20 protein-coding genes are annotated in these 22,426 nt (G+C 46.4%); 8 read left to right on the top strand and 12 right to left on the bottom strand.

Translation table 11 applies throughout. The features are described 5' to 3' along the window. Positions 1-10: 10 nt before the first annotated feature. Both AC0J20_RS05870 and metA read right to left on the bottom strand, forming a co-directional pair. Positions 11-1,063 (bottom strand): homocysteine S-methyltransferase family protein, encoded by a 1,053-nt coding sequence (locus AC0J20_RS05870; protein ID WP_473020979.1) that lies wholly within the window; start codon positions 1,061-1,063, stop codon positions 11-13. Positions 1,064-1,144: 81 nt separating this feature from the next. Next, on the bottom strand, positions 1,145-2,074 hold the full coding sequence (metA, locus tag AC0J20_RS05865; RefSeq protein WP_473020978.1) for a homoserine O-succinyltransferase MetA: 930 nt from the start codon (positions 2,072-2,074) through the stop codon (positions 1,145-1,147). Positions 2,075-2,271: 197 nt separating this feature from the next. Between metA and AC0J20_RS05860 the strand changes: the two genes are divergently transcribed. Further along, entirely contained in the window at positions 2,272-3,237 is a 966-nt protein-coding gene (locus AC0J20_RS05860) for a GlxA family transcriptional regulator (RefSeq protein WP_473020977.1), read from the top strand. A gap of 81 nt (positions 3,238-3,318) precedes the next feature. Then, a complete protein-coding gene (locus AC0J20_RS05855; RefSeq protein ID WP_473020976.1) occupies positions 3,319-4,152 on the top strand; it encodes an MOSC domain-containing protein in 834 nt (277 codons plus the stop codon). Here the strand turns inward: AC0J20_RS05855 and AC0J20_RS05850 are convergent. After that, complete coding sequence (locus tag AC0J20_RS05850) at positions 4,139-5,152, bottom strand: sulfotransferase (protein ID WP_473020975.1); 1,014 nt, start codon at positions 5,150-5,152, stop codon at positions 4,139-4,141. The two genes, AC0J20_RS05855 and AC0J20_RS05850, sit on opposite strands and share 14 nt — an antisense overlap. 133 nt (positions 5,153-5,285) lie before the next feature. Between AC0J20_RS05850 and AC0J20_RS05845 the strand changes: the two genes are divergently transcribed. Then, positions 5,286-5,648, top strand: coding sequence for a hypothetical protein (locus AC0J20_RS05845; protein WP_473020974.1), 363 nt, complete (start codon positions 5,286-5,288; stop codon positions 5,646-5,648). A 47-nt stretch (positions 5,649-5,695) separates the two neighbouring features. On the opposite strand, the gene AC0J20_RS05840 is transcribed toward AC0J20_RS05845, so the two are convergent. Further along, a complete protein-coding gene (locus tag AC0J20_RS05840) occupies positions 5,696-7,006 on the bottom strand; it encodes a M20/M25/M40 family metallo-hydrolase (RefSeq protein WP_473020973.1) in 1,311 nt (436 codons plus the stop codon). A 78-nt stretch (positions 7,007-7,084) separates the two neighbouring features. Then, positions 7,085-7,930, bottom strand: coding sequence for a M23 family metallopeptidase (locus tag AC0J20_RS05835; protein ID WP_473020972.1), 846 nt, complete (start codon positions 7,928-7,930; stop codon positions 7,085-7,087). A 413-nt stretch (positions 7,931-8,343) separates the two neighbouring features. Here AC0J20_RS05835 and AC0J20_RS05830 point away from each other — a divergent pair, with 413 nt between their 5' ends. From AC0J20_RS05830 to AC0J20_RS05820, 3 genes are all read left to right on the top strand, one after another. After that, complete coding sequence (locus AC0J20_RS05830) at positions 8,344-9,072, top strand: hypothetical protein (protein ID WP_473020971.1); 729 nt, start codon at positions 8,344-8,346, stop codon at positions 9,070-9,072. A 138-nt stretch (positions 9,073-9,210) separates the two neighbouring features. Continuing rightward, positions 9,211-9,705: a Csu type fimbrial protein gene (locus AC0J20_RS05825; protein WP_473020970.1), complete on the top strand. Its 495-nt coding sequence runs from the start codon at positions 9,211-9,213 to the stop codon at positions 9,703-9,705. 238 nt (positions 9,706-9,943) lie between these two features. Continuing rightward, positions 9,944-10,909 carry a hypothetical protein gene (locus tag AC0J20_RS05820; RefSeq protein ID WP_473020969.1) on the top strand — a complete coding sequence of 322 codons (966 nt, stop codon included), beginning with the start codon at positions 9,944-9,946 and terminating at the stop codon, positions 10,907-10,909. Here AC0J20_RS05820 and AC0J20_RS05815 read toward each other — a convergent pair. From AC0J20_RS05815 to AC0J20_RS05795, 5 genes are all read right to left on the bottom strand, one after another. Continuing rightward, positions 10,851-11,045, bottom strand: a complete 195-nt coding sequence (locus AC0J20_RS05815; protein WP_473020968.1) for a helix-turn-helix transcriptional regulator — start codon at positions 11,043-11,045, stop codon at positions 10,851-10,853. The genes AC0J20_RS05820 and AC0J20_RS05815 overlap by 59 nt on opposite strands. After that, positions 11,042-11,464, bottom strand: a complete 423-nt coding sequence (locus AC0J20_RS05810) for a hypothetical protein (RefSeq protein WP_473020967.1) — start codon at positions 11,462-11,464, stop codon at positions 11,042-11,044. Before AC0J20_RS05810 ends, AC0J20_RS05815 begins: the two co-directional genes overlap by 4 nt. 190 nt (positions 11,465-11,654) lie before the next feature. Then, the gene (locus AC0J20_RS05805) at positions 11,655-11,924 is read right to left on the bottom strand and encodes a hypothetical protein (protein WP_229530666.1); all 270 of its coding nucleotides are present in this window, start codon (positions 11,922-11,924) and stop codon (positions 11,655-11,657) included. A 282-nt stretch (positions 11,925-12,206) separates the two neighbouring features. Beyond that, entirely contained in the window at positions 12,207-13,706 is a 1,500-nt protein-coding gene (locus AC0J20_RS05800; protein WP_229530665.1) for a wax ester/triacylglycerol synthase domain-containing protein, read from the bottom strand. A 109-nt stretch (positions 13,707-13,815) separates the two neighbouring features. After that, positions 13,816-14,445: a TetR/AcrR family transcriptional regulator gene (locus tag AC0J20_RS05795; protein WP_229530664.1), complete on the bottom strand. Its 630-nt coding sequence runs from the start codon at positions 14,443-14,445 to the stop codon at positions 13,816-13,818. Between the two features lie 203 nt (positions 14,446-14,648). Here AC0J20_RS05795 and AC0J20_RS05790 point away from each other — a divergent pair, with 203 nt between their 5' ends. Both AC0J20_RS05790 and AC0J20_RS05785 read left to right on the top strand, forming a co-directional pair. Then, positions 14,649-15,416, top strand: a complete 768-nt coding sequence (locus AC0J20_RS05790) for a ParA family protein (RefSeq protein WP_473020966.1) — start codon at positions 14,649-14,651, stop codon at positions 15,414-15,416. A 198-nt stretch (positions 15,417-15,614) separates the two neighbouring features. Continuing rightward, a complete protein-coding gene (locus AC0J20_RS05785) occupies positions 15,615-17,663 on the top strand; it encodes a S9 family peptidase (protein ID WP_473020965.1) in 2,049 nt (682 codons plus the stop codon). Positions 17,664-17,735: 72 nt separating this feature from the next. Here the strand turns inward: AC0J20_RS05785 and AC0J20_RS05780 are convergent, their stop codons facing one another. Continuing rightward, on the bottom strand, positions 17,736-18,863 hold the full coding sequence (locus AC0J20_RS05780) for an alpha/beta hydrolase-fold protein (RefSeq protein ID WP_473020964.1): 1,128 nt from the start codon (positions 18,861-18,863) through the stop codon (positions 17,736-17,738). A gap of 95 nt (positions 18,864-18,958) precedes the next feature. Further along, complete coding sequence (locus tag AC0J20_RS05775) at positions 18,959-22,345, bottom strand: FG-GAP repeat domain-containing protein (RefSeq protein WP_473020963.1); 3,387 nt, start codon at positions 22,343-22,345, stop codon at positions 18,959-18,961. Positions 22,346-22,426: the final 81 nt, after the last annotated feature.

The following is a 22,426-nucleotide window of genomic DNA, read 5'->3' as shown; positions in this document are numbered from 1 at the left end:
CGTGGGCGTATTAATGAATAAATGGCTCTAAGCCAGATAATCGCATTCTGACCTCAGGCGTAGGTAATTTGCGCGGTGCAATAGAGGATACTGCCGTTGCAATGGAGCTGATATGTTCCGGTGAAGAACCACAGCAACCACCAACAATATTCACCAAACCAGACTCAGCCCATTCTTTAATGTGCGCCGCCATTTCCGGCCCTTCCATGTCATATTCACCGAATTCATTAGGTAGTCCGGCATTGGGGTGCGCGGAAATATGACACTCAGCCACATCAGAGATCTCTTTCACGTATTGTCTTAATAGATCCGGACCCAGCGCGCAGTTAAGGCCGAAGGAGATGGGTTTAATATGACGCAAAGAATAATAGAAAGCTTCTGCGGTCTGACCTGACAAGGTGCGCCCTGAGGCATCGGTAATAGTACCTGAAATCATCACAGGTAACTGACAGCCTAATTCGTCAAACACCTCATCCACTGCAAACGCAGCCGCTTTGGCGTTCAGGGTATCGAAAATGGTCTCGATCAAAATCAAATCAGAGCCACCCTGAATCAGTGCATGGGTTGCCTCTTTATAGGCTTCTACCAGTTGCTCAAAGCTTATATTGCGAAAACCGGGATCATTTACATCCGGTGAAATAGAGGCGGTTCTGTTAGTAGGCCCAAGAACCCCGGCGACAAAGCGGGGTTTGTCGGGATTTTTCGCGGTGTATTCGTCAGCGGCCTGACGCGCTAGCCTGGCAGCTTCAATATTAATCTCCGTCACCAGTGATTCCATATTGTAGTCCGCCATGGAAACACTGGTGGCGTTAAAGGTATTGGTTTCTAATATATCCGCGCCAGCTTCAAGATACTGGCCATGAATTTCGCGAATAATGTCTGGCTGGGTTAATACCAGAAGATCATTATTGCCTTTAAGATCTGATGGCCAGTCAGCGAAACGCTCGCCGCGATAATCTTGCTCTTCCAACTTATGGCGTTGGATCATAGTTCCCATTGCGCCGTCCAAGATTAATATCCTGTCAGCCAGCAAGGCTAATAGTTGTTGGGTTTTGTTACTCATATGAAACTCATTCACTCGATTTCGCTCATCAGCAAGCTGTGTGTTGTTCACTGCGGCTGACATTCAGAAAACAGACAATGTCTATGTGCGGCTACTCAATTCGTTCAGGTCGTATGGCGTCACCTGATACACACAATAATTCAACCAGTTGGTATACAACAAGGTACCATGACTGCGCCAACTCATGACAGGCGCCGATTGCGGATTTTCTGGCTCCGCGAAGTAATTTAACGGGATTGCGGTGTCTAATCCAGCGCTGATATCGCGGGTGTATTCATCATTCAGGGTATGTAACTCATACTCCGGATGGCCAGTTAAAAACACCTGACGTTTGTCTTTTGAAGCCACGATATAGGCCCCGGCGTCATCCGAGCTGGCCAGCACATCTAATTCGGGAACAGATTCATACTGTTCAATCAGAATATTACCATAGCGGGAATGAGGTGCATAAAAACGACCGTCAAACCCCCGCACCAATTCATCCAGCGGCTGATTAACCTTGTGTTCAAACACCCCAAATAACTTGTCCTCACGGATATGGCGATTAATACCATAAAAATGGTACATGGCAGCATGTGCGGCCCAACACAAATAGAGGGTAGATTGCACATGCCGGCGTGCCCAATCCATCACCGTGGTGATCTTATCCCAGTAGGATATTTCTTCGTAGTCCACCAACGCCACGGGGGCTCCGGTGATAATCAGGCCGTCATAGCGCTTTTCAGCAATATCATCAAAGTTCTGATAGAAAGAGTCCATGTGCTCTGCCGGTGTGTGCTTTGAGACGTGGTTATCAATGCGGATTAAATCCACGTTGATTTGTAGCGGCGTGTTGGACAATAACCGACAAAGTTGTGTTTCGGTTTGAATTTTATTGGGCATCAGGTTGAGAATCCCCACTTCCAGCGGTCGAATATCCTGCATAGCCGCGCGCTCACTATCCATAACAAAGATATTCTCTTTGTCTAAAATAGCTTGTGCAGGTAATTCAGCAGGTACTCGAATGGGCATGGTATTTGTCTCAACCTCTTAGTAAATCGACTTAGATTCCGGCATTGTGCCTTAATAGCTCACATTGTCAACATCTTTACGTCTAAACATCTGGACGTCCAAAACCGAAAAATGTCTGAAAATGTCGCACATTAGACACTTGAGACATATTTAAACCTGCTATAGTCTTGGCACCGTCAGATATAAATCCTCGCTAAATGACAACTCCCTGCCCACATCGCATCGGCTTTTTGGCTTACGACGATATACAGCTGTTAGACCTCGTCGGGCCACTGGAATGCTTTGACCTCATCAAAGCTGACGCTGAACCACTTTATGAATCCTGTATTATTGCGCCCCGGAAAAAGATTAGAAGTGAAACCGGCATTCAGATTGAAGCCGACTATACTTTTGCCGACGCGCCCAGCATTGATACTCTGGTGATTCCCGGTGGAACAGGTGCAAGACAACAGGCCACAAAGGCATTAATTCAGCCTTATCTGCAGGAGCAATGTAACCTGGGGAAACGCATAGTGTGTATTTGTACCGGCGTGTTTTTAGCGGCAGATCTGCCCCGGTTACGAGGGTTAACCGTGACTACCCATTGGCACTTTGCCGAAGAGTTAAAACACCGTTATCCCCACTTAATCGTGGATGCCGACCGGTTGTTTATTCAACACGACAGGTTTTATTCATCCGCAGGCGTATTAAGTGGTATTGATTTGGCTTTACATATTATCGAACAAGACCACGGGGTACGTGTGGCCACATCGGCAGCTAAATATTTGGTCACTTACTTTAAACGCGCCGGGCACCAAAGTCAGTTTTCAGAATCATTAAAATTTCAAAGCATTGACAACGATCGCTTGCAAAAAGTGTACATGTGGTTGCAGGACAACCTGCATAAACCTGTCAGCGTCACTGATCTGGCGGCACAATGCGCCATGAGTGACAGGCACTTCAATCGCCTGGTACAACAACATTATCAAATGACGGCCAGAGCCTGGCTGGAACACATCAAACTGGAGCAGGCAAAAATTTTCCTGAGTGATGCTTCTAAGAGTATAAAAAGTGTCGCGTTTCAGGTAGGTTACCAGTCCAGTGATAGTTTCGGGCGCGCTTTTAAACGCAAATACGGTATAGAGCCGGACCTTTGGAGACAGTATTTTAGTCAGAGCCTGTAGCGCTGTTTTGCAATGTAAAACCCCTTTATTTTTTTTATAACAATCATGCACTCATGGCCAAAAGGCCCTAAGGATATTTCAATGAACGCGAGCATTTCAGCCCTCTACATCTATCCGGTAAAATCCCTGGCCGGTATTAGCCTGTCTCAGGTTAATGTACTTCCGACCGGGCTGGAAGGCGACCGGCAATGGATGATTGCGGACAATTCAGGTAAGTTTGTTACACAGCGACAAATCCCGGCTATGGCCACGATAAAAACCCACTTCGTACATGGCCAGTTGAGTCTTAGTCATGAGTACCATGGCACGATTGAAGTAACACAAGACCCCAAAACTCCCACGGCGCTTTGGCAAATATGGAAAGATACCGTGGAAGGTATAGAAGAATCGCAGGCAGTAAGTGACTGGTTAACTCAGGTGTTAGGCGAATTTCGCGGTGGAAAGTTGCGACTGGTGAGATTTAATAATAACGCAGAGCGCCTGGTCGCCACTAGATATCTGGAGAATCAGGAATCAACGTTAAAACTGGCGGATGCCTGTCCATTCTTAATCACCTGCGAAGCGTCTTTGTCTGATCTAAACCAACATCTTCCTCAACCCATGCCCATGGACCGCTTTCGCGCCAATATAATCCTTGCAGATACACAGCCCTGGCAGGAATATCAGTGGCAGAACCTGCGCGCCGACTCATTAGATTTTGCGATGATCGGCCCGTGCCAACGCTGCCCTATGACCTCGGTAGACCAGCAAAGAGGCGTAGTAGCCACGCCCGGACAACCACTGCAAACATTGATGGAACGCTTTAAGGTAGGTGATAAAAAGCTGCCCTACTTCGGGCAACATGCCCATTTGCCCAACAAAGACACTGGTACCCTGGTTGTCGGTCAATCGTTGCAGATACTCACCGGTAATTAAAGCGCCGCAATATCACATCAAGTTCCGTATCAAGGACAGTTAGCGTATTGCTGTCCAGTTGCAATTTTGCTAATTCAGGGTTGTGATAAATCCCGTTTCGATCAATACCTCGGGAAGAACGTCCGGTGCAGGCTACGCCATTTTGCGAGGGCTGTAGCATAGTCGATTGGAATTCGATGTTCAGGAAGTTGGCAATTTTATTCGCGGTATTTAGGCTGTTATTAATTAAATCTTCGTAACGCAGAATAAATACATTTTCAGCGTGTGAAGGTAGCAGATCATAACGCCCTTTTAGCCACTGACAAAACAGCGCTACCGGCAAAGGCTTTTGTCCGTATTTTGCAGCCGTCTTTAGCAAACTCAGATACTGCTCAAAAGGGTTTCGAATACACCACAAAAACCGCACACGAGATTGCAACATTCGTTGCCAGCTGAACATGTACAGCTCATTATTGAGCGAGTTTGAAACCAGTACTGGCTTGTTTGTCATCAGCAGTTGTTGCTGCTGCCTGGCCCACGCCAATGCCAAAAAACAGGCAAAGTAACGCTGCTCAGCAGTATTTGCTTTGCCAAAATAGCTGACTATGGCGTCACTGAACAATTCAAAATTAAAACGAACATCTTCGCGCAACCAGGATCTGGAACCTCGATGTTCAGGGAAATCATCCAGGCTTGCCAAACAACTTAGAGGTTGCCGGATATGATAACTTTGCAGTAACTTCACCAGGGCATCGACATTGCGCATGTTTTGGCAACCCGCGTCCATAAAACGTAACTCGTCGGGAAATACACTTAACTGGTTGTGATTATCCAGTAAATTCAGAAGTAAAGATGAGCCACATTTTGGTAAGCCACAGATAATCAGGTGCTGAAACGAATCACATTGTGCCAAATCTTGTTGCACATCTGCCAGATTTAGAAAGCGGTTGTGCTCCGCGTTGCTTGTGTTTACTTGCCAGGCCGACTCATTCACCCGAAAATCCTGTTGTCTTAAACGCATAACAAACCTGACACAGAATTGCGCAGACATTGTGCATTTAGCCAACAATTAAGAAGTTTTCATTTTTCTTCATTTTTAACCGACCTGGTGTCAAAAAAACGCTAAACTTAATCTATTCAAACTGGAGTATTTAATGATGCCCGGTAAAACAAAATCTGCTCCATCAAAAGCCCTTCCTACCTGGCACAAGGAAGCCATTCTGGACGGGATCAATTATATCGTTCTGATTTATGAAAAGGCTGAGGGGTTTGCATTTTGCCCCATCAGCCTGGAGTTCCCTTTCCGGGTAGGAGGTGACTATGGCGGCAACTTACCGGTTTCCGCAAGCGGCGCACTCGAGCATTATCACAGATATCTCAACGAACACTTTAAAGACAGAATCAAATGGTTTTTCCCTTATCTGGAAATGGTCCACAACAAAAAAGACTTTTCGCTACAGGCACTGGATATCTCAGGGCGCGGACTCAATGTAATTCGTGGCGAGTGGCCCTGGTAATCACCAGGGCATATTAAGGCACTTTTCAACGCTTAAATTGCGCCAAATCAATCCACAAAGCCAGGCGTATTCGCAACGCGATACATCAACAGCGCTGCACGCTTCATGTTTTGTTCAAAGGTGCGCATATCCGCAACTTCATTGAAGGTGTGACCACCGTCGCCCATCAGCCCCAGGCCATCAATTGCCATTTTTACGTGGCCAGAGGTAAAGGAAATATCAGCCGCACCGGCATTTCGGGGATTTACCGCCACCACTTCACCGTAGTCCAGTTCCTGACTAATTTGATTAAACAGACTTAACAGCTTTTTATTGCCCTGTGTGGGAGCCAATGGCGGATACCCGTCTTCGAATATCAGGTTTGCACTGGTCTCGGGGAGGTTTTGCTGCACAATAGCCAGCATGGTATTTTTAGCCATATCCACTTGCTCCGGACTTAATGCCCGCAAATCGCCTTTTGCCTGCACAGTTTGTGCAATGACATTACCCTTGCCAAATGCAGTAGCGTTAGCATCTTCGCCAATGTGACTTTTGGTGCCACCGACGATAATGCCTGGATTAAAGGTCAGATTAGGCATCACGGACAACCTTTCCCTAAAAGTGTTCAGGATTCTGGCGGCTTCATAAATCGCTCCATCGCCGTAACCTTCTCTGAATATTTGGGAAGAATGTGCCGGACGCCCCTTCACGTCCAGTGTCCAGCTTATCGCACCACGGCGCGAAATCACGGCGGTTGTTGGGTCACTGTCGCCGTCTTCAAACCCGATTGCCACATCAGCCCATTTGGCCGCAGCAATCAATTCTGCTCTGGCCGCGCTGAGCGGCTCTCCGCTTTTCTCTTCATCACCGGTCAGCACAACCCTGACCTGCATATTACTGAGTGCCCCACTGGCTTGTAACGCCTTTACGATTTGCAGCATGATAATGTTGCCACCCTTCATATCGGTGATACCGGGCCCTTTGTGATGATGTTCATCAATCACCTCATAGTGCTGAAACCCACTATTTTTCGCAAAAACAGTATCCAGGTGGCCAATGAGTAGGAACTTCACCCCCTGCGTTCCCATTTGCGCAGTCAGGTGTCCGGCCCGCCCAAAACCACTGCCATCTATCCAGCGGGTTTCGAAACCGGCTTCCGCATAGGCGGTTTGCAGGTGTTTGGCTACCTCCCGCACGCCTTCAAAATTCATAGTACCACTATTGATTAGCACCGATTCTTTCAATAGTTTTCGGGCTTCAGGTTGGTAAGATTCGATGAGTTGCAATATCGATTGTTCCGTGCTTTCTTCTGTGGCAAAGGCAAGGCTACAACAGGAACAGGCCAGCAAGAATAGACTTAAAAATGAGGTTCGGATCATGGCAGTCAGTGTTTTTTTATTGTGCCATTAAGCCTATCAGCTGTCTGCCAAATAACAAGTTTAAGCCTCAGCCCTTCACTAGTCAGACAAACCCAGTCCTCTTCGTTTCCAGGTGTTTAAAGGGCGGTTAAACTGGATGGGCAACGACTGATACTGACCGTGGCTGCGTGCCTTGTAGACAGCAAAATGTAAATGTGGCAAAGAGGAGAATCCGGTATTGCCCGAATAACCAAGCAGTTGTCCCACTGACACCGATTCGCCAAGGGATACCGCTACACCATGTTGCTTCAGATGATAGTATTCACCGGTGGTGCCATCATCGTGCAATAGCACAATATAATTGGCATATTTAGCGAATCGCCGAGACGCTCCGCCCTGCCAGTTTCCAGACTCCAGGTCGATGACCAAACCCGCACGCGCGGCATGAATCGGCGATCCTATTGGCATAGCAAAATCCAGTGCGTAGCGGGAGGCACCACGGTGGCTGTAATTACCGTTAAAGCCCTGCACGACTCTGTAATCCCGGTTTGGCGCAAAAGGCAAGGTATAACGATACTGCTCGTCATGTTGAGCATTCTTGTCACCGGGTATCCAGTCGAATTCGAACCGATCACGTGTCAGCTTGTCGTCCTGCACTTTGCGCAACTGCAAAACCTGCAGTCGTTCCTGCCCCGCAATCACTCTGGTTATTTCCCACTTTCTTTTCACTTCACCAGTGATGGACTTGAGATTGGAGGTTCTGACCGTCAGGGTCATTGTGATGGGATACGGCTTCTGGTTTTCCATCCAATAGTTTATTTCACCTGAGGCATTCTTTTCCGCGCCTGCGCAGGCCCAATCATCACTGCAAAATGATTTATAAGCCGCCGTAACCGGACAACTGCAGATAAGCAATAAACAGACTAAACTAACAAGGTTCTTCATTTTAACTATTCGACCAGGCACCTGATCAGAGTACCTGACACCCTGAATTATTGTTTCATTCAAAGTGTAACAAATATTTTTGCCGCAAACGAAAAAAGACCGCTTCACGAGAAGCGGCCCAGGGAACACACCTAATAGGAACACACATACAACGGTAAACTACCGTTACTTAAAGTATCGGCAACAAACTGCATATTTATTAGTCGATTTGTGTGAACCAGCTCTCATTACTGATATTCACAAAAGACATTGCAGTTACAATCTTCAGTTGCAATCATACCTTTTACTGTTAATTTCAAACTATAATGGCTGAATCAGGACGCCCGGCGTTTAATCGCTTTAGTAAAAGCCCCTGATATTGCAATTGTTCGCGCCCGATAAAAGATAGAAAGTTTAATTACCTACGCATAGACATGGCACTGAAGATAGATAAAACCAAATTACATCAATGGCTTGCCAGATGGATGATCAAATTGCGTCGAATCAAATCGGTCACCATGGAAGCCGACGAACTCAATCACCTCTTAAGTCAAAACCTGCCGGAAACCTTTGCTTTTCCGGTACCAGGGGCAAAAGGTGAGTTGCTTATTCAGCGAGCCAAAGTGGCCATGCCACAACTGGCCGATCACTTCATTATCAACCTGTTTTGTGCCCTGCATGTAGATTCAATGGCCAATCCGATTTATCGGGCTCATGTCGATATTGAAGGTGTAGCCTGGCCCGCCTATGACAAAGACAAAAAGCTCATATTCCTGAAAGATATTCAGGTGAACAAAATCACTCTGGTTCAGGATGAATACTCAGTACTCAAAGACACCCGGCAATTGATAGCGGCATTGGTCCCCCACCCGATTCGTTCGGTTTTTGGGGCTACCATGAAAACCACTCTGAATATACTGAGTAGTGGTACCTACACCGATGCCAGGGAATATTTGTCGTTGTATATGCTGGGAAACAAGCAAAAAATACTGGATTTCCACAAGCCAGAACTGGAAAAAGTGGTGGCCCGCCTGAATGACGATTCAGAGCTGCAATACCAGTTAAACGAACAGGATTTTGAAGAACGCCTTTTTGCTGAAATGGGCCAGGATGTTCAGATAAAGCGCGGCCAGTTGCATTTCATTTTCCATCGCGAGGCCTGATTCTCCTCCTGACTTTTCCCGGTACTTGTAATATTGGCCTTATCCTTGCTTTAGTCCCCAAAATTTAAATTGTGCAAGAATTAACGTCATTTTCATGACGTGTTTGACCTGATTACACCCGGAATGATGAATAGTAGAATGTTGCCCAAGACTCTGATGCCGTTGCTGGTACTAATCTCAGTACTGCATCTCCCTGTGGCAATGGCAGCAAATCAACATGAAAACAGCACCAGGATTGAAATGGGTGGCACCATTGAACCCACCTGCAAAGTCCGAAACAATGTTAAACAACGTGCCGTGAATCTTGATCTGAGTTCATCCCGGGCTCAAAGAACCAACAATGTATTCATCTGGTGTAACACCGGACAAAGCAATGCCCAGGCAACTTACAATTCGCTGAACGGGGGATACTTGCGCAGTGAAAACGGGGACAGCATTCCCTACCTTTTTACAGTTGCGAATACCGCCGCCAATCTTTCCCTCACCAGCCCCCAAACCGTAACCCAAAGAACAGGATCAGGTACTGCCGGTAAGGATAAAGGTCGTGTTATCAAAGTCACCCCTCAAATCAACGGTTTTGAGTATGCCGGTGTCTATCGCGATACCATAGAAGTCACCGTATCATTTAATTAAATCACATAAGCGCGCTGATCTTTGCTGTACAAAATTTGTTCTACAGGCCTGATGGTTCTCGATAACTGCATCTGGATTATTCTATTCACCTACCCGATTGTAGGGATAAGTGTAAGGACTGTGACAACGAGTAAAGCGCTTATATGACGAACCCTTCAGGCAGCGCCTGTTTGCAAAATTGTATCGCAAGGATCATCATGCTTTATTCAAAGACAAAAAGCAGGCTATACTCTGCGTCATGCATTACCTCATCGCCTGTTTTTTGTTGTTATCTTGCAGTTTAGTTTGGGCAAATTCGCCTGACGCAAGTGAAATACGGATCCCCGGTCCCCGTTCGTCTCTGGATATTTCTCACGACTATCACACCAAATTGCTGCGTCTGGCGTTGGCAGAAAGTAGCCAAGCTGACCATTATACGCTGACAGAAATCCCCTTCAGCAGCGAAAAGCGCGTACTGGCGGAAATGAGTAAACACAATCTAATTGATGTCTACTGGTTTGGCGCTGACAAATCCTTGTCCCGACATGTGCTCCCTGTAACAGTACCCACCAGCAGAGGATTGATTGGGTTTCGCAAGTTCATTATCCACCAAAAAAATCGTTCGGTATTTGATGCCATAGAAAACCTGACACAATTGAGATCATTGACCGCCTGTCAGGGAACCTATTGGCCAGACACTAAAATCTTACAAAATGCCCGTCTCAAAGTTACGACGTCTACTGTTTACGAGGATCTGTTTAAAATGTTGGATGCCGAGCGTTGTGACTATTTTCCACGTGGCTACCACGATTACACGAAAGAAGTGCAAATGCGTTCCGCCCAATATCCTGATTTTCAAAGCTATGATCCACTACTACTGCACTATCCATTTGCCGTGTTTTTCTACGTGGCTAAATCCTCCTCTGAATTGGCAGAAAAGCTACAACAGGGCATGAAAAAGCTGGCGCAAAAAGGTGCCATCACTGCCCACATGCAGCAACACGAACTCACTCGTCACGTATTCCCGTTGCAACACACTGACAATGTGCGCCTGTTGGAGATAGCAAACCCCTATTTACCGGATGGACTGGAAACCAAAGATGAAACACTCTGGCTCCAGCCCGTCAACTTCACACGGAATACGGTATTACAGCAACAGATAAGCACTAAGTCTCTTCCTGAAATATCGACTCAATCGGCATTTGAAACAGTCTTGCAACCTTAAACGCCAGAGGCAAACTGGGATCAAACTTGCCTTTTTCTATGGCGTTAATGGTTTGCCTGGAGACATCCAATGCCTGCGCCAGATCAGCCTGAGTCCAGTCGCGCTCAGCCCTTAGAACTTTCAGTCGATTCTTCATGAATACTTCCTGTTATTCAGCACGACTGACACCAAATAACTAATCCCCATCACAAACAATATATTGCCGGGATTTGGCGTGTGATCCAGCAGACCGGCAGGCTCTAACAAGCCATACAACGAACCAAATATCATGGTCAGCCCCAAAGACACGGCCATGGCATTCATATGAATCTTGCGCTGTAACTCGTCCATTTGTGCCAGATGTTGTTTGTTAACCCACAACATGCGTACTCCGGCAATGATGTTAAGTGCGACAACACTCAGCGTAATGGGGATATTAAAATTCCAGATCAGCTTGGGCCCAAAAGCTAACAGTGCGGTACAAATTAACCACGCCAACGTCCAGAAAAAAATGGTTTTAGAACCCTGTTTTAAACGCTCATCCAGGCGTGAGCTCGCCGTTTTGCTTTGCTTCATAAGTCTACTCTCTTTGATAATATGTAAAACAAACTTTACCTCAAAAAGCATAAACCTTAGGAAACCACCATGTCAAGCTTATTTTACTTTTAGACAAGCGTAGCTAACAAATTTGCGATTTTGTGTGGTGTAAACAGGCAATGACTGCAACATCATTGCCTGAGATCCTTACCCGGTAGGTAACAACACGTCATTCAGCTGAAGAATAAGCAACCTCTACGCCGTTGCTTACCTCTTCTGCAACCAGCAATATTGGCTCTGACACCAATACCGTTTCAGAAGATTGGTTAATTTGCTGTGCAACATGGTTGTCTATTTCAAACTCTGTTTCAATTAGGGTGCCATACAAATAATAGTCTGTGACATTATCCAGGGTAACAGTAGCACTTGCGCTTAAGGACGCTGCGACCAAAAAACACCCGGTGAAAACTGACAAAACGCTTTTTAAACCCTTTTTCATAACTTTTCTCCAACTGAGGACAAAACAAATTTGTGGTGAAACACACAGGCAACATATCGACAGAATGCCTGTTTCAGATGCTTAAATATTATCCAGAAAAAGAAGGGAAATCGCGGTAAATGCTACCAGTTAAAGGGTATCCTCGATGAATCGATAAACAGCACAAAATGCAGGATAATTGAACGTTTGTATTCGCTGATTCATCGCGCTGTTGATTTTCGACCGTTAACTGTATTCAAAAAAGCCACCCTTAGGTGGCTCTCTGTTGTCTGTAATCGGTTATCAGGCTGATTTTTCCAATTGAGGCCGGGTTTCATGATGCTCATCATCATCATCGTGCTTGTAAGGGTCATCGTCCACCAGAGTCCTGGGCATATCAACGATACGTTCACCGATGTCTTCAATTGTCAGGGTTGGATCATCAATGGCTTTCTCCAGCAGTTCAAACGCATCATTGAAGTACAGCGCCATGCTTTCCAGACTCTTGATATTGGTATCGCAGCAAACAATTCCCACATTGGCTATGTTGTTGTAGGTCAATAAGGTGATGTTCACACCGCCGCCGGGAACAATCGTAGAAATGGGGTAGACAGCCAACAATTTTGCATCACCAAAATAACGGGTTTCTGCCGGACCCGGGACGTTGGATATCAGAATATTGGCAATGGGCTTCACCAGTGACGACATGCGCAATACTTCAAACAGCAAGGCAAAGGTTTGAATCAGCACAGTGTAATAACTGAATGCTCCTGAATGGGCACGCTTTGCAGCCAGCTTTACGACCCGATGGTTTTCAATAATTTGGCGCAGCCGCAATATCGGATCGGATTTTCCATGGGCCAGCTTCACCGGCACTATGGCTATCTTATTGCCACCGGTTTGTTCCCCGGGTTTGCGCAGGTTTATCGGCATATTCGTGTAAAGTGCTTTTTCAAATGTGTGGCCATGATCGGTTAAAAACTGATGCACACCAATATCAAAACAACACAACAAGACTTCATTTACTGTTGCTCTGAGACGTTTACCCACCGACTGAACACGGGCAAAGTCCATGTCGACCGTAGCCACCGTGCGCCCCCGTTTCACCTGCCCTGTTAACATGGTCTTGGTGCCGGAAAAAGGGATCGGCATATAAGTGGGATTGACCCGCAGTATCTTCATCAGTAACCGCAGCAGGATGATGAGAATATCTTTAAAGGCAATGATAAATTCCCATAATCCTTTAAAAAATCCTACAACTGGATTGATTTTAGGTCTGGGCCGACGTTTGCGTTCAACCGCCCAGACCGGGGTAAACTCATCTAATTGTGGGTCAGGTAAATAACCCGCCTGAAACCATTTGACCATAGTGGCACCATCGCCATACATATGATGAATTTTGGCATACATAGCAAACTGCTTACCGGACTTTCCTTTGATCACCGTGTATTGCCACAGTGGCCTGTTGCGCTCCAGGCGCGGCTCGTGTAACCGTGCCACCAGCTTATGTAATTCCTGCTTATCAGCGACGTCTTCCACCTCTTTGACCTGAACATGGTACTCCATGTCCAGCTCTTCCATCGGTGCAAATTTGATAGGATATGGGCCGATGGATTTAACCCGATAGTTAAAGGGGGCTACGGCCTTATTATAACTCCGTAGTTTTGCCACCAGCTGCTCGATGTAATCATCAGGAGCACCTTCGGGCATTTCCAACAGTTGTAAACTGGCGACGTGTTTTGGATTGTCTTCGGATTCGGTTATCCAAAAAGTTTTATCCAGAAATGGAATGCTTGTGCTCATTTTGTAATCCCTGCTCACCTGGCCTGCGAGCGATAGCTTTCATGTGTGTTGTGCAAGTACGCTAGATAATTTTTAGAATTGTGCCTACCTGTACCATTGTAATCATAAGTCAAAATTCTTCACGTTCTATCATGGCATATAATGAGGTAATTTCTGCTTCATCAATATTCATGTAAGGCGTTAGTGCAAACAGGACATCTCCCAAACACTCATAAATATAGTGTTCACTCTCGATGTCTTCCCCTTTAAGCAAATAATAATTGGTGGCCTGAGTGAAAACCATCGAAATCAGCCGTACCAAATGATGTTGTTGACTGGCATTTAGCATCATATTGCCCTGCGTAACATAGCGCGACAACAACATATTAAAGCTCTTTTCCCGGCTCTGTATTAATCGTTTAAACCCTTTGCCAATAGACGGGTACTTAGCCATTAAATCTGCCGGGTTGTGGTACAGGAAGCGAAACATATGGCTGCTTTGCAATACCATCACCAGGAAGTAAAAAAATTCTTCAATCTTTAAATCGACATTCTGGGGTGAATTTAAGATTTTATCCATACGCTCTTTGTACATTTCAAACAGCGCTATCACCATCACTTCCTTACCTTTATAATGGTAATAAAGGTTACCCGGACTGATATCTAATTCAAGTGCAATTTCCACGCAACTTACATTGTTTTCGCCACTGTCGTTAAAAAGTTCCAGAGCAGTTAGTAAAATTCGTTCAGCTGTCTTCATGATTATCCTTCGCGCTGTGCCGTATTAGTATCAGGAATCCATTGCGATTTTGTTTAAGGTTCCGTAAATTACGTAGACTTGATAGTAGCCTGCTAAAAACACAATCAGCAACTATTTCATGACTATGCTGATTATCATCATTATCAATGAGCTTAATTCTAGACAAGCGTCACAATGACCGAAAGTGAGTAACAGGAAATAACATGATAAGAGTCTTGTTTAATAAAAAAGGTGGCGTAGGAAAATCCAGTTTAACGGTAAATCTGGCTGCAATAGCCGCCAGTAAAGGGCTAAAAACCCTGGTACTGGATTTAGACACTCAGTGCAATGCCAGCCGCTATCTGCAACAGGAAAATGCCAGTAAAGAAGACAGCATTTTTGAATTATTCGACCAGACAATCACCTTCCATATCCGCAAAAAACCAGCCATTGAATATTGTCAGCCGACGCAGTACGACAATTTGTTTATTATCCCAGGTTCACCTAACCTGGCAGACATTGAGAGCGAACTGGATAGTCGCCATAAAATTTATAAACTGCGTGAAGCGCTGCAGAAACTCAGCAAAGAATTTGATCGCATTTTTATTGATACACCTCCCGCTCTGAATTTTTACAGCTTATCGGCGTTAATTGGCGCAGATACCGTGCTAATACCTATAGATTGTGACGATTTTGCGATTCAGGGGCTGCTCAGTTTGCACCACCAAATCGCGGAGATCACCGAAGATCACAATGAAGATTTAACTATCGAGGGGATCATAGCCAATCAATATATGACTAATGCGAAACTGCCCGGCAAAATCATTGATGATTTGCTGGAGCAAGGTTACCCGGTGATCCCCCAATACATCGCGCAGTCAGTGAAAATGCGGGAATCCCATCAGGTACAAAAACCCTTAGTCCACTACGCACCAAAACACAAACTGACCCAGTCTGTGGTGGCCGTTTTTGATGCCATAGAAGCTCAGTAACCTGGCCTGTTATCTGTTTCGTCCTGTCATTCAACATTCGCCATTGCCGGTGACAAGATATTTTTTAATGTCGAAAAACAAATTTAAAACAAAAGACAACATCTCTGACACTGCAGAGATTTTATCATCAAGAGGTTTAATTGCATGAAGTATACACCTAAGATTTTGTTTTCTTTAAGAAAGTGCCATCTCGCACTCATGAGCACCGTTCTGCTAAGCGGGTCTGTTATTGCGCAATCCGACGAAGCCAGCGCAGCGATGCCCACGACCATCGAATACCAGGATCTGTTTCACCTGGAATATGCAGCTAATCCGGTTGTAATGCCGGGTGGCAAGCAGGTCCTGTATGAACGCCGAAGCATGGATATCATGAATGATACCCTGCGCAGAAATCTATGGACGGTGGCATTAGATGGTAGCCAACATTTACCACTATTATCTGACAGTAAGAATCACTTTGGTGCTGTTGTATCACCAGATAAATCGAAACTTGCCTACCTTTCCAGTAAGGAGGGTAAAATCCAGATTTACCTGCGGGATCTGGCCACGGGCAACACTGCAAGAGTCACCGATGTACAAATGAGTCCAGGTGGATTGCGCTTTTCACCGGATGGCAAAATGCTGGCATTTTCAATGTTTACACCGGACAAACCTAAGTCCGTATTTAATATTGGTTTCAAGCCAGAAGGTGCCAACTGGGCTGATGAAGCGCAATACATAGATCAAACCCTGTTTCAACGCGATGGTGCAGGAATGAACCGACCTGGCAATACCCACCTTTACGTTGTACCCGCATTGGGCGGTACACCGCGTCAGATCACCTTTGGTCAACATGATTACGCCGGTACACTCACCTGGACTCACGACAGCACACACATCATCGTATCAGCCAACACCCGGGAAGATGCCGATTTTGATATTTTCAACAGTGACCTTATCGCCGTAGAAATCCGTTCCGGAAAAACCACTAAACTCACCGATAGCACCGGACCGGAAAGTAATCCGGCCATCAGCCCTGATGGTAAAAAACTGGCGTTTACCGGATTTGAAGACAATGGCAAATCCAGTCAAATCAGCGAACTGTATGTAATGAATCCCCAAGGTGGCGATATCAGGCAACTCACTCCAAAGCTGGACAGGTCTGTGTCTGATGTAAAATGGGCACAGGATAGTAAAGGGCTCTATTTCAGCTATGACAATAAGGGTAAAAAACACGTAGCCTATGTGGCGCTGGATGGCAAGATCACTGTAAAAACTGACGCGCTGGGAGGGCAAAGTATTGGCCGCCCCTATACCTCGGGCGACTATGCGGTAACCGACAATGGAGATGTAATTTATACCCAGTCTACCGGTGACCGGCCGGCCGATCTGGTGGCGATGACTCGAAAAGGCGCACTGACTACCCTAACCGATTTGAACGGTGACCTGTTCGATCACAAAACCTTAAACAAGCCGGAAGCATTAACCCTTAAGAGCAGTGTTGACGAGCGGGAATTACAAGCCTGGATAGTCACACCACCGGATTTTGACGCCAGCAAAAAATACCCCCTGATACTGGAAATTCACGGTGGACCACACACAGCTTATGGCCCGGAATTTTCTACCGAAGCTCAGATGTTCGCGGCTGCAGGCTATGTGGTGCTGTATGGCAACCCCAGAGGCTCCACATCACAAGGCAGTGAATTTGCTAACCTGATTGATAAAAACTATCCATCAGAAGATTACAATGATTTGATGGACATGGTGGATGCCACCATCGCCAAAGGCTATATAGATGAAGATAAGCTCTTTGTTACTGGTGGTTCCGGTGGTGGTGTATTGACCGCCTGGATTATCGGCAATACAAATCGATTTAAAGCGGCGGTGGTAGCAAAGCCGGTGATCAACTGGACCAGTATGATAGGTACCTCCGACATCTACACCTTTATGACCCGCTATTGGTTTACCGATCGTCCCTGGAATGACTACCAGCAATATTGGAACCGTTCACCATTGTCACTGGTGGGCAATGTTACCACTCCCACGATGGTATTAACCGGTGAACTGGACGTGCGCACACCAATGAGTGAAAGCGAGCAATATTACGGTGCGCTGCGGCTGGAAGGTGTAGAAAGTTCCCTGGTGCGTATTCAGGGGGCCTATCACGGAATTGCGGTTAAACCCTCTAACCTGGCACGAAAAATTGGCTATATTCTGGCCTGGTTTGACAAGTATAAAGACGGTGACGAGAAACAAGAAACCCCGTAACGGAAACCTGGTTGAACCAATCTTTGGGCGGCAACCCATACTTCGGTTGCCGCTTTACCTGCAATAAGGGTATCACTCCTGCAAACTTTGCAATAACCGTTTGGCCAACGAGTAATCTGGCGCTATCTGCAGTGCTTTTTCAAACATCTCCCTGGCATTTGCAATTTCGCCTTTCTCCCGGAGCAACCAGCCCATACCCACATAAGCCTTCTTATTTGTGGGGTAGAGTTGTAAAGCGTGCTGAAACAACTTTTCGGCTTCACTTAAATTTTCACTCCTCCCCAGCTCAACCCCCGCATCGAATAGCATAGCCAGCGGTGGAAGCATCTTATAACCATATCGGGTAGAGAGTTTAGCGAAGTGATGTTGGATTTGTGTCAGATTATCCAGATTTTCAGCTGGATTGTAATCCGGATACAAGTGCAGTAAAAAAGTGGTAAAGTCTGTCGCAGGTACGTGCCCCTGATTTGCCATGACGTCCGCCTTCCAGTTCAGTTGCGCCGGTTTCTGGCGGATTAACTTTTCGGTGAATTCAGGCACATACTGAGTCACATTGTCAAAATCGTCATCGCTGTACACAATGTGCAACCAACGCGTTTCAGAAAAAGCCTTAAGCGGTCCGTCATTTAACCGTTGCGTGAGTAGCTCAGGGGCGGCCCCAACACTGGGGCTGCTGGCAAAAAAACTGTTAAATAATGCCGGTTTTTGCAGCAAGGTATACAGGCTAAAAAAGCCACTATTTGAGGCACCAAATAGTGTGCGAAACGGTGCGCTACGGAAGCTTTGATTGATATAAGGCAGCAACTCACTTTCCATAAAAGCAATATAGCTGTCCGGAATCGTGGTGTCGGCTTTATCTCCTTTGGGCAGTAACACGCGATTACCTTCAGGTAAATCAATACCCACAAGTATCATGGCAGGGATCTGGGTATCAGCCATGTAATCCAGGGTCGCTGCAAGCATTGCAAACCGCGTCCGATAATCAGACCCCATCATCACCAGCACCGGATAAGACTGTTGCGCACTGTGATAGTTTTCAGGTAAATGCACGGATAAAGGGATCTTCTTGTTGAGCAAGGCAGAATCAATCGAATGTGGCTCTCCAAGGGTGACCACAGGGTCAGCATAACTTCGGCTCGAAGTCAGCACAATCCCCCAAAAAAGACCACATAAAAAGGCAGCCTGAACATACTTAACCATCACAAATCCTCAGCTATTAAAGTGAGAACAAGCTACCCTATCCACGTCACATAAAACTGACCTTCTTCTGATTTTTTGCTGATTTTCTGGGAACGTTACTCATTGCCCAACCATTTACTGCGCCCGCCAATAACATTGGGGGCTGTACCATCCCAAAAATCAGGTATGTCATTGATACGTCCTGACCAGGCACCAAAAGGCGGCAACTGGTGGGCTTTGTAAGAAACCTGCTCTTTGTCACTCACCGCATCAATCGCATAGGAGTGATAGTGATAACCATAGTCACCATGCTCGTGACCACCAAAATCATCCAGTGGTACATCAACCCCGTCGCTGCTGGTGTCGCCTTCCAGATAAATACCATAGCCCGCGATACCGTCAAACCCTAATGAAATAATAGGCGGATGGCGACGTCCATCGTAGTCTTCGATGTTGTACATGTTTAGCCCTTTGGCATAGGCACTAAACGCATCGGCATGGTAATGAGCGCCCAGTCCCCGCCCAGAGTGCATACCGTGAGCAGATAACTCAGCCTCATTTTGGGAAACATGCAGGCTGTTGTTGTAAGAGGGATAGATCAACACGCCATCAATGGCAACACCGGTTGATGACACAGAGGCATAAGTGTGATGATTTAGCAGCGCTGAACCTACATCACTGGCCAGATCATTTTCCATATTGTTTTCGGTGAGACTGTCCACTTCACCGTAATCGCGAATTGGTACCTTGATTAAAAACAGTTCTTTGTGAATGCTGCGAGTCACCTGCTGCTCTTCGTAGGTAGCACCATCCCCTCCCCCTGGCGGTTTTGGTACATCCCATAATAAGGTCAGGCTATCCGGTAACCCGTAGCTGGCAATCACCATAAAGGGATGATGGTTACCATCGTCATCCATTTCGTTAGTAAAATACACGTAAGGAATCGTATTTTGTCCCAACTGGCCGTCCGTTGAATCTGATGATTCATAAAGGCGGCTTAACATGCCTGTCCTGGTAGTCAGGTAGAACTCAGCGGCATATCGCATATTGGCGCCTTCAGACTCCAGTGTCGCCTGAATACTATTTAACATCGTCTCTGCAGCGGCCGCGGTTTCATCATCAACACCTGCCGTTGCCACCTGAGCCGCGTATTCCGCACTGATTTGTCGTTCCAAATCACTGAGATCACCGTCTTTGGTGATTGGCGTCAACTCGTCATTACTCACGCGGGCGATTTGCTCCGGATTAAAATCAAAGGGAATTGCAAAATCCAGTGGCGGTTCATAGAAATAAAACTCACTGCCGGTGTCAGCACTCAACTGCAAACTCGCATTTTGATAATCCAGATATTGTTCCGTCCAATCAGCATCAGACACAAATCCCGCGGATTCACTGTCATAGTAATAACGGGCAACTGCCTGTATCGTCAGAGGCGATGTGCCTGTCACACTAAAAGCCAGATAACCCGCCGTAGCATCGTCCCGACTACCACTGCGATAATCTCGTAATATCACAGCATCGGAATCATCCGCTTTGTCCAAAACAAAGTTGCTGTGTTTAGTAGACACAATGCGAAACGCATCGTTGTCCTCAGCAATCAACTTAAACATTGCTCTGAGCAACAGGTCATCAGTGCTACTGCTATTGGATGCCAACGAAGAAGTTACACTGAGCGCAGAACTGACTGTATTGTTGTCATCGCTGACAACGAGAACATCATCGCTGCTCGCCGGTCCAAAGGTAAAACGCATTAGATCTGAAGCTTCCTCACTGATAGCCACCCACTCTACCGCGCGATCATTGTCCAGAATGTCTACAATAGGGGCAGGTGTGTAAAAGTCTGGGCCAGTGTCGGTAACGGCACCCTCCGCGGTAATGGTAACGCTGTCCTGACTACTGCCATTATTACCATCACTAACCATCAAAACGACCTGGTATTCGCCTTCGATATCAGCGATAAACGTCGGCGAAAGACTGCCTGCATCTGACAAGCTGGCCTGACTGTTTTCCGGAATTGAGGTTATTGACCATAGGTAACTAACGCTATCGCCATCGGCATCAACTGTTCCGGAGCCATCCAATTGTACCGTATCCCCAACGGTAACAGTTTGATCTGAGCCCGCATTAGCGACAGGCGGTGTATTAATCGCAGTCGCAATAACAGTAACAGAATCGCTACTACTGCTGAGGGCGCCATCATGGACAGTCAGTGTAAAAACGTACTCACCGGCAACATCAGGGGAAAACATCGGCGTCGCGGCCGCACTGTCAGATAGCGATGCCACACTGCCATCAGGTGCTGTAGCCACAGCCCAGCTGTAAGTCAGGCTATCATTGTCCGCATCGGAGCTGGCGGTGCCATTTAACTGCACAGTATCGCCTACCGTCACAGTTTGATCAGCGCCGGCATTCGCAACTGGAGCGGTGTTGCTGTCAGTACCGGTATCGTTAATCCTGTTTAACTTATCAGTGATCTCCGTAACCGGTGCATTAGTGGGTATGTCGTCCGATTGTTTACCAAAATTGATGCGTTGGATTTCACCGTCCGAACTGTTGCGAATGTAGAAGTACTGATTTGCGTCTCGCCTTACCGCAATATCAGCCTTGCCGTCACCGTCGTAATCCGCAGGTACCGGTATATCATCTTCATTTTTACCAAAGACAATACGTTGAATTTCACCATTTGAAGATTGCAGAATATACCAGGTGAATGTCGCTGGCCGTCTGACTGCAATATCAGTGATGCCATCACCGTCATAATCAGCCGGCACAGGAATGTCATTGCTGTCTTTGCCAAACACCACCCGCTGAATTCCATCACCAACATCCGAATTGTAATTGCTGCCATCAGAATTGCGGATGTACCAGGTATAATTTGATGCGCGGCGTACTGCTATATCGTCAACACCATCGCCATTAAAATCCCCTTTGACCGGAATATCGTCTTCATGTTTGCCAAAAACAATACGCTGGATACCATCCTGGTTGTCTGAATTAAAATTGCTGCCGCTGGAATTAAGAATATACCAGGTGTAGGTTGAGGCACGACGCACGGCAAAATCAGCTATGTTGTCACCATCATAATCGGCAGGCACCGGAATATCCGTGGCCTGTTTGCCAAACACCACCCGCTGAATACCATCCTCAAGCGAGGAGTTATAATTGCCGCCAGAGGAGTTTTTGACATACCAGGTAAAGGTTGAAGGTCGTCTTACCGCAATATCGGTAATGCCATCTCCGTCATAATCAGCGGCAACCGGAATGTCTGTCGCCTGTTTGCCAAACTGAATGCGTTGAATGCCATCCTGAGCATCAGAATTAAAGTTGTTATCACCACTATTTTGGATATACCAGTAGTAGTTTGAGGCTCTTCTGACAGAGATATCAGCCAGCCCGTCGCCATCATAATCATAGTAAGTCGAGGCATAGACCGCACTGCAACTTAACAAAGCGCCAAATAACAGGGTGAATGAGTAGCGAGGTAGTTTAATTTTCGCAGCCATGGGCGGTTCCAAAATCGTCAGGCAAATGTTATTGCCTAAACTTTGGCACCTGCACCGTTGATTAACAAGTAGCGATTTAGC

The sequence above is a fragment of the Planctobacterium sp. R6 genome, from assembly GCF_055755215.1.
This window is presented reverse-complemented; position numbering and strand designations above follow the sequence as displayed.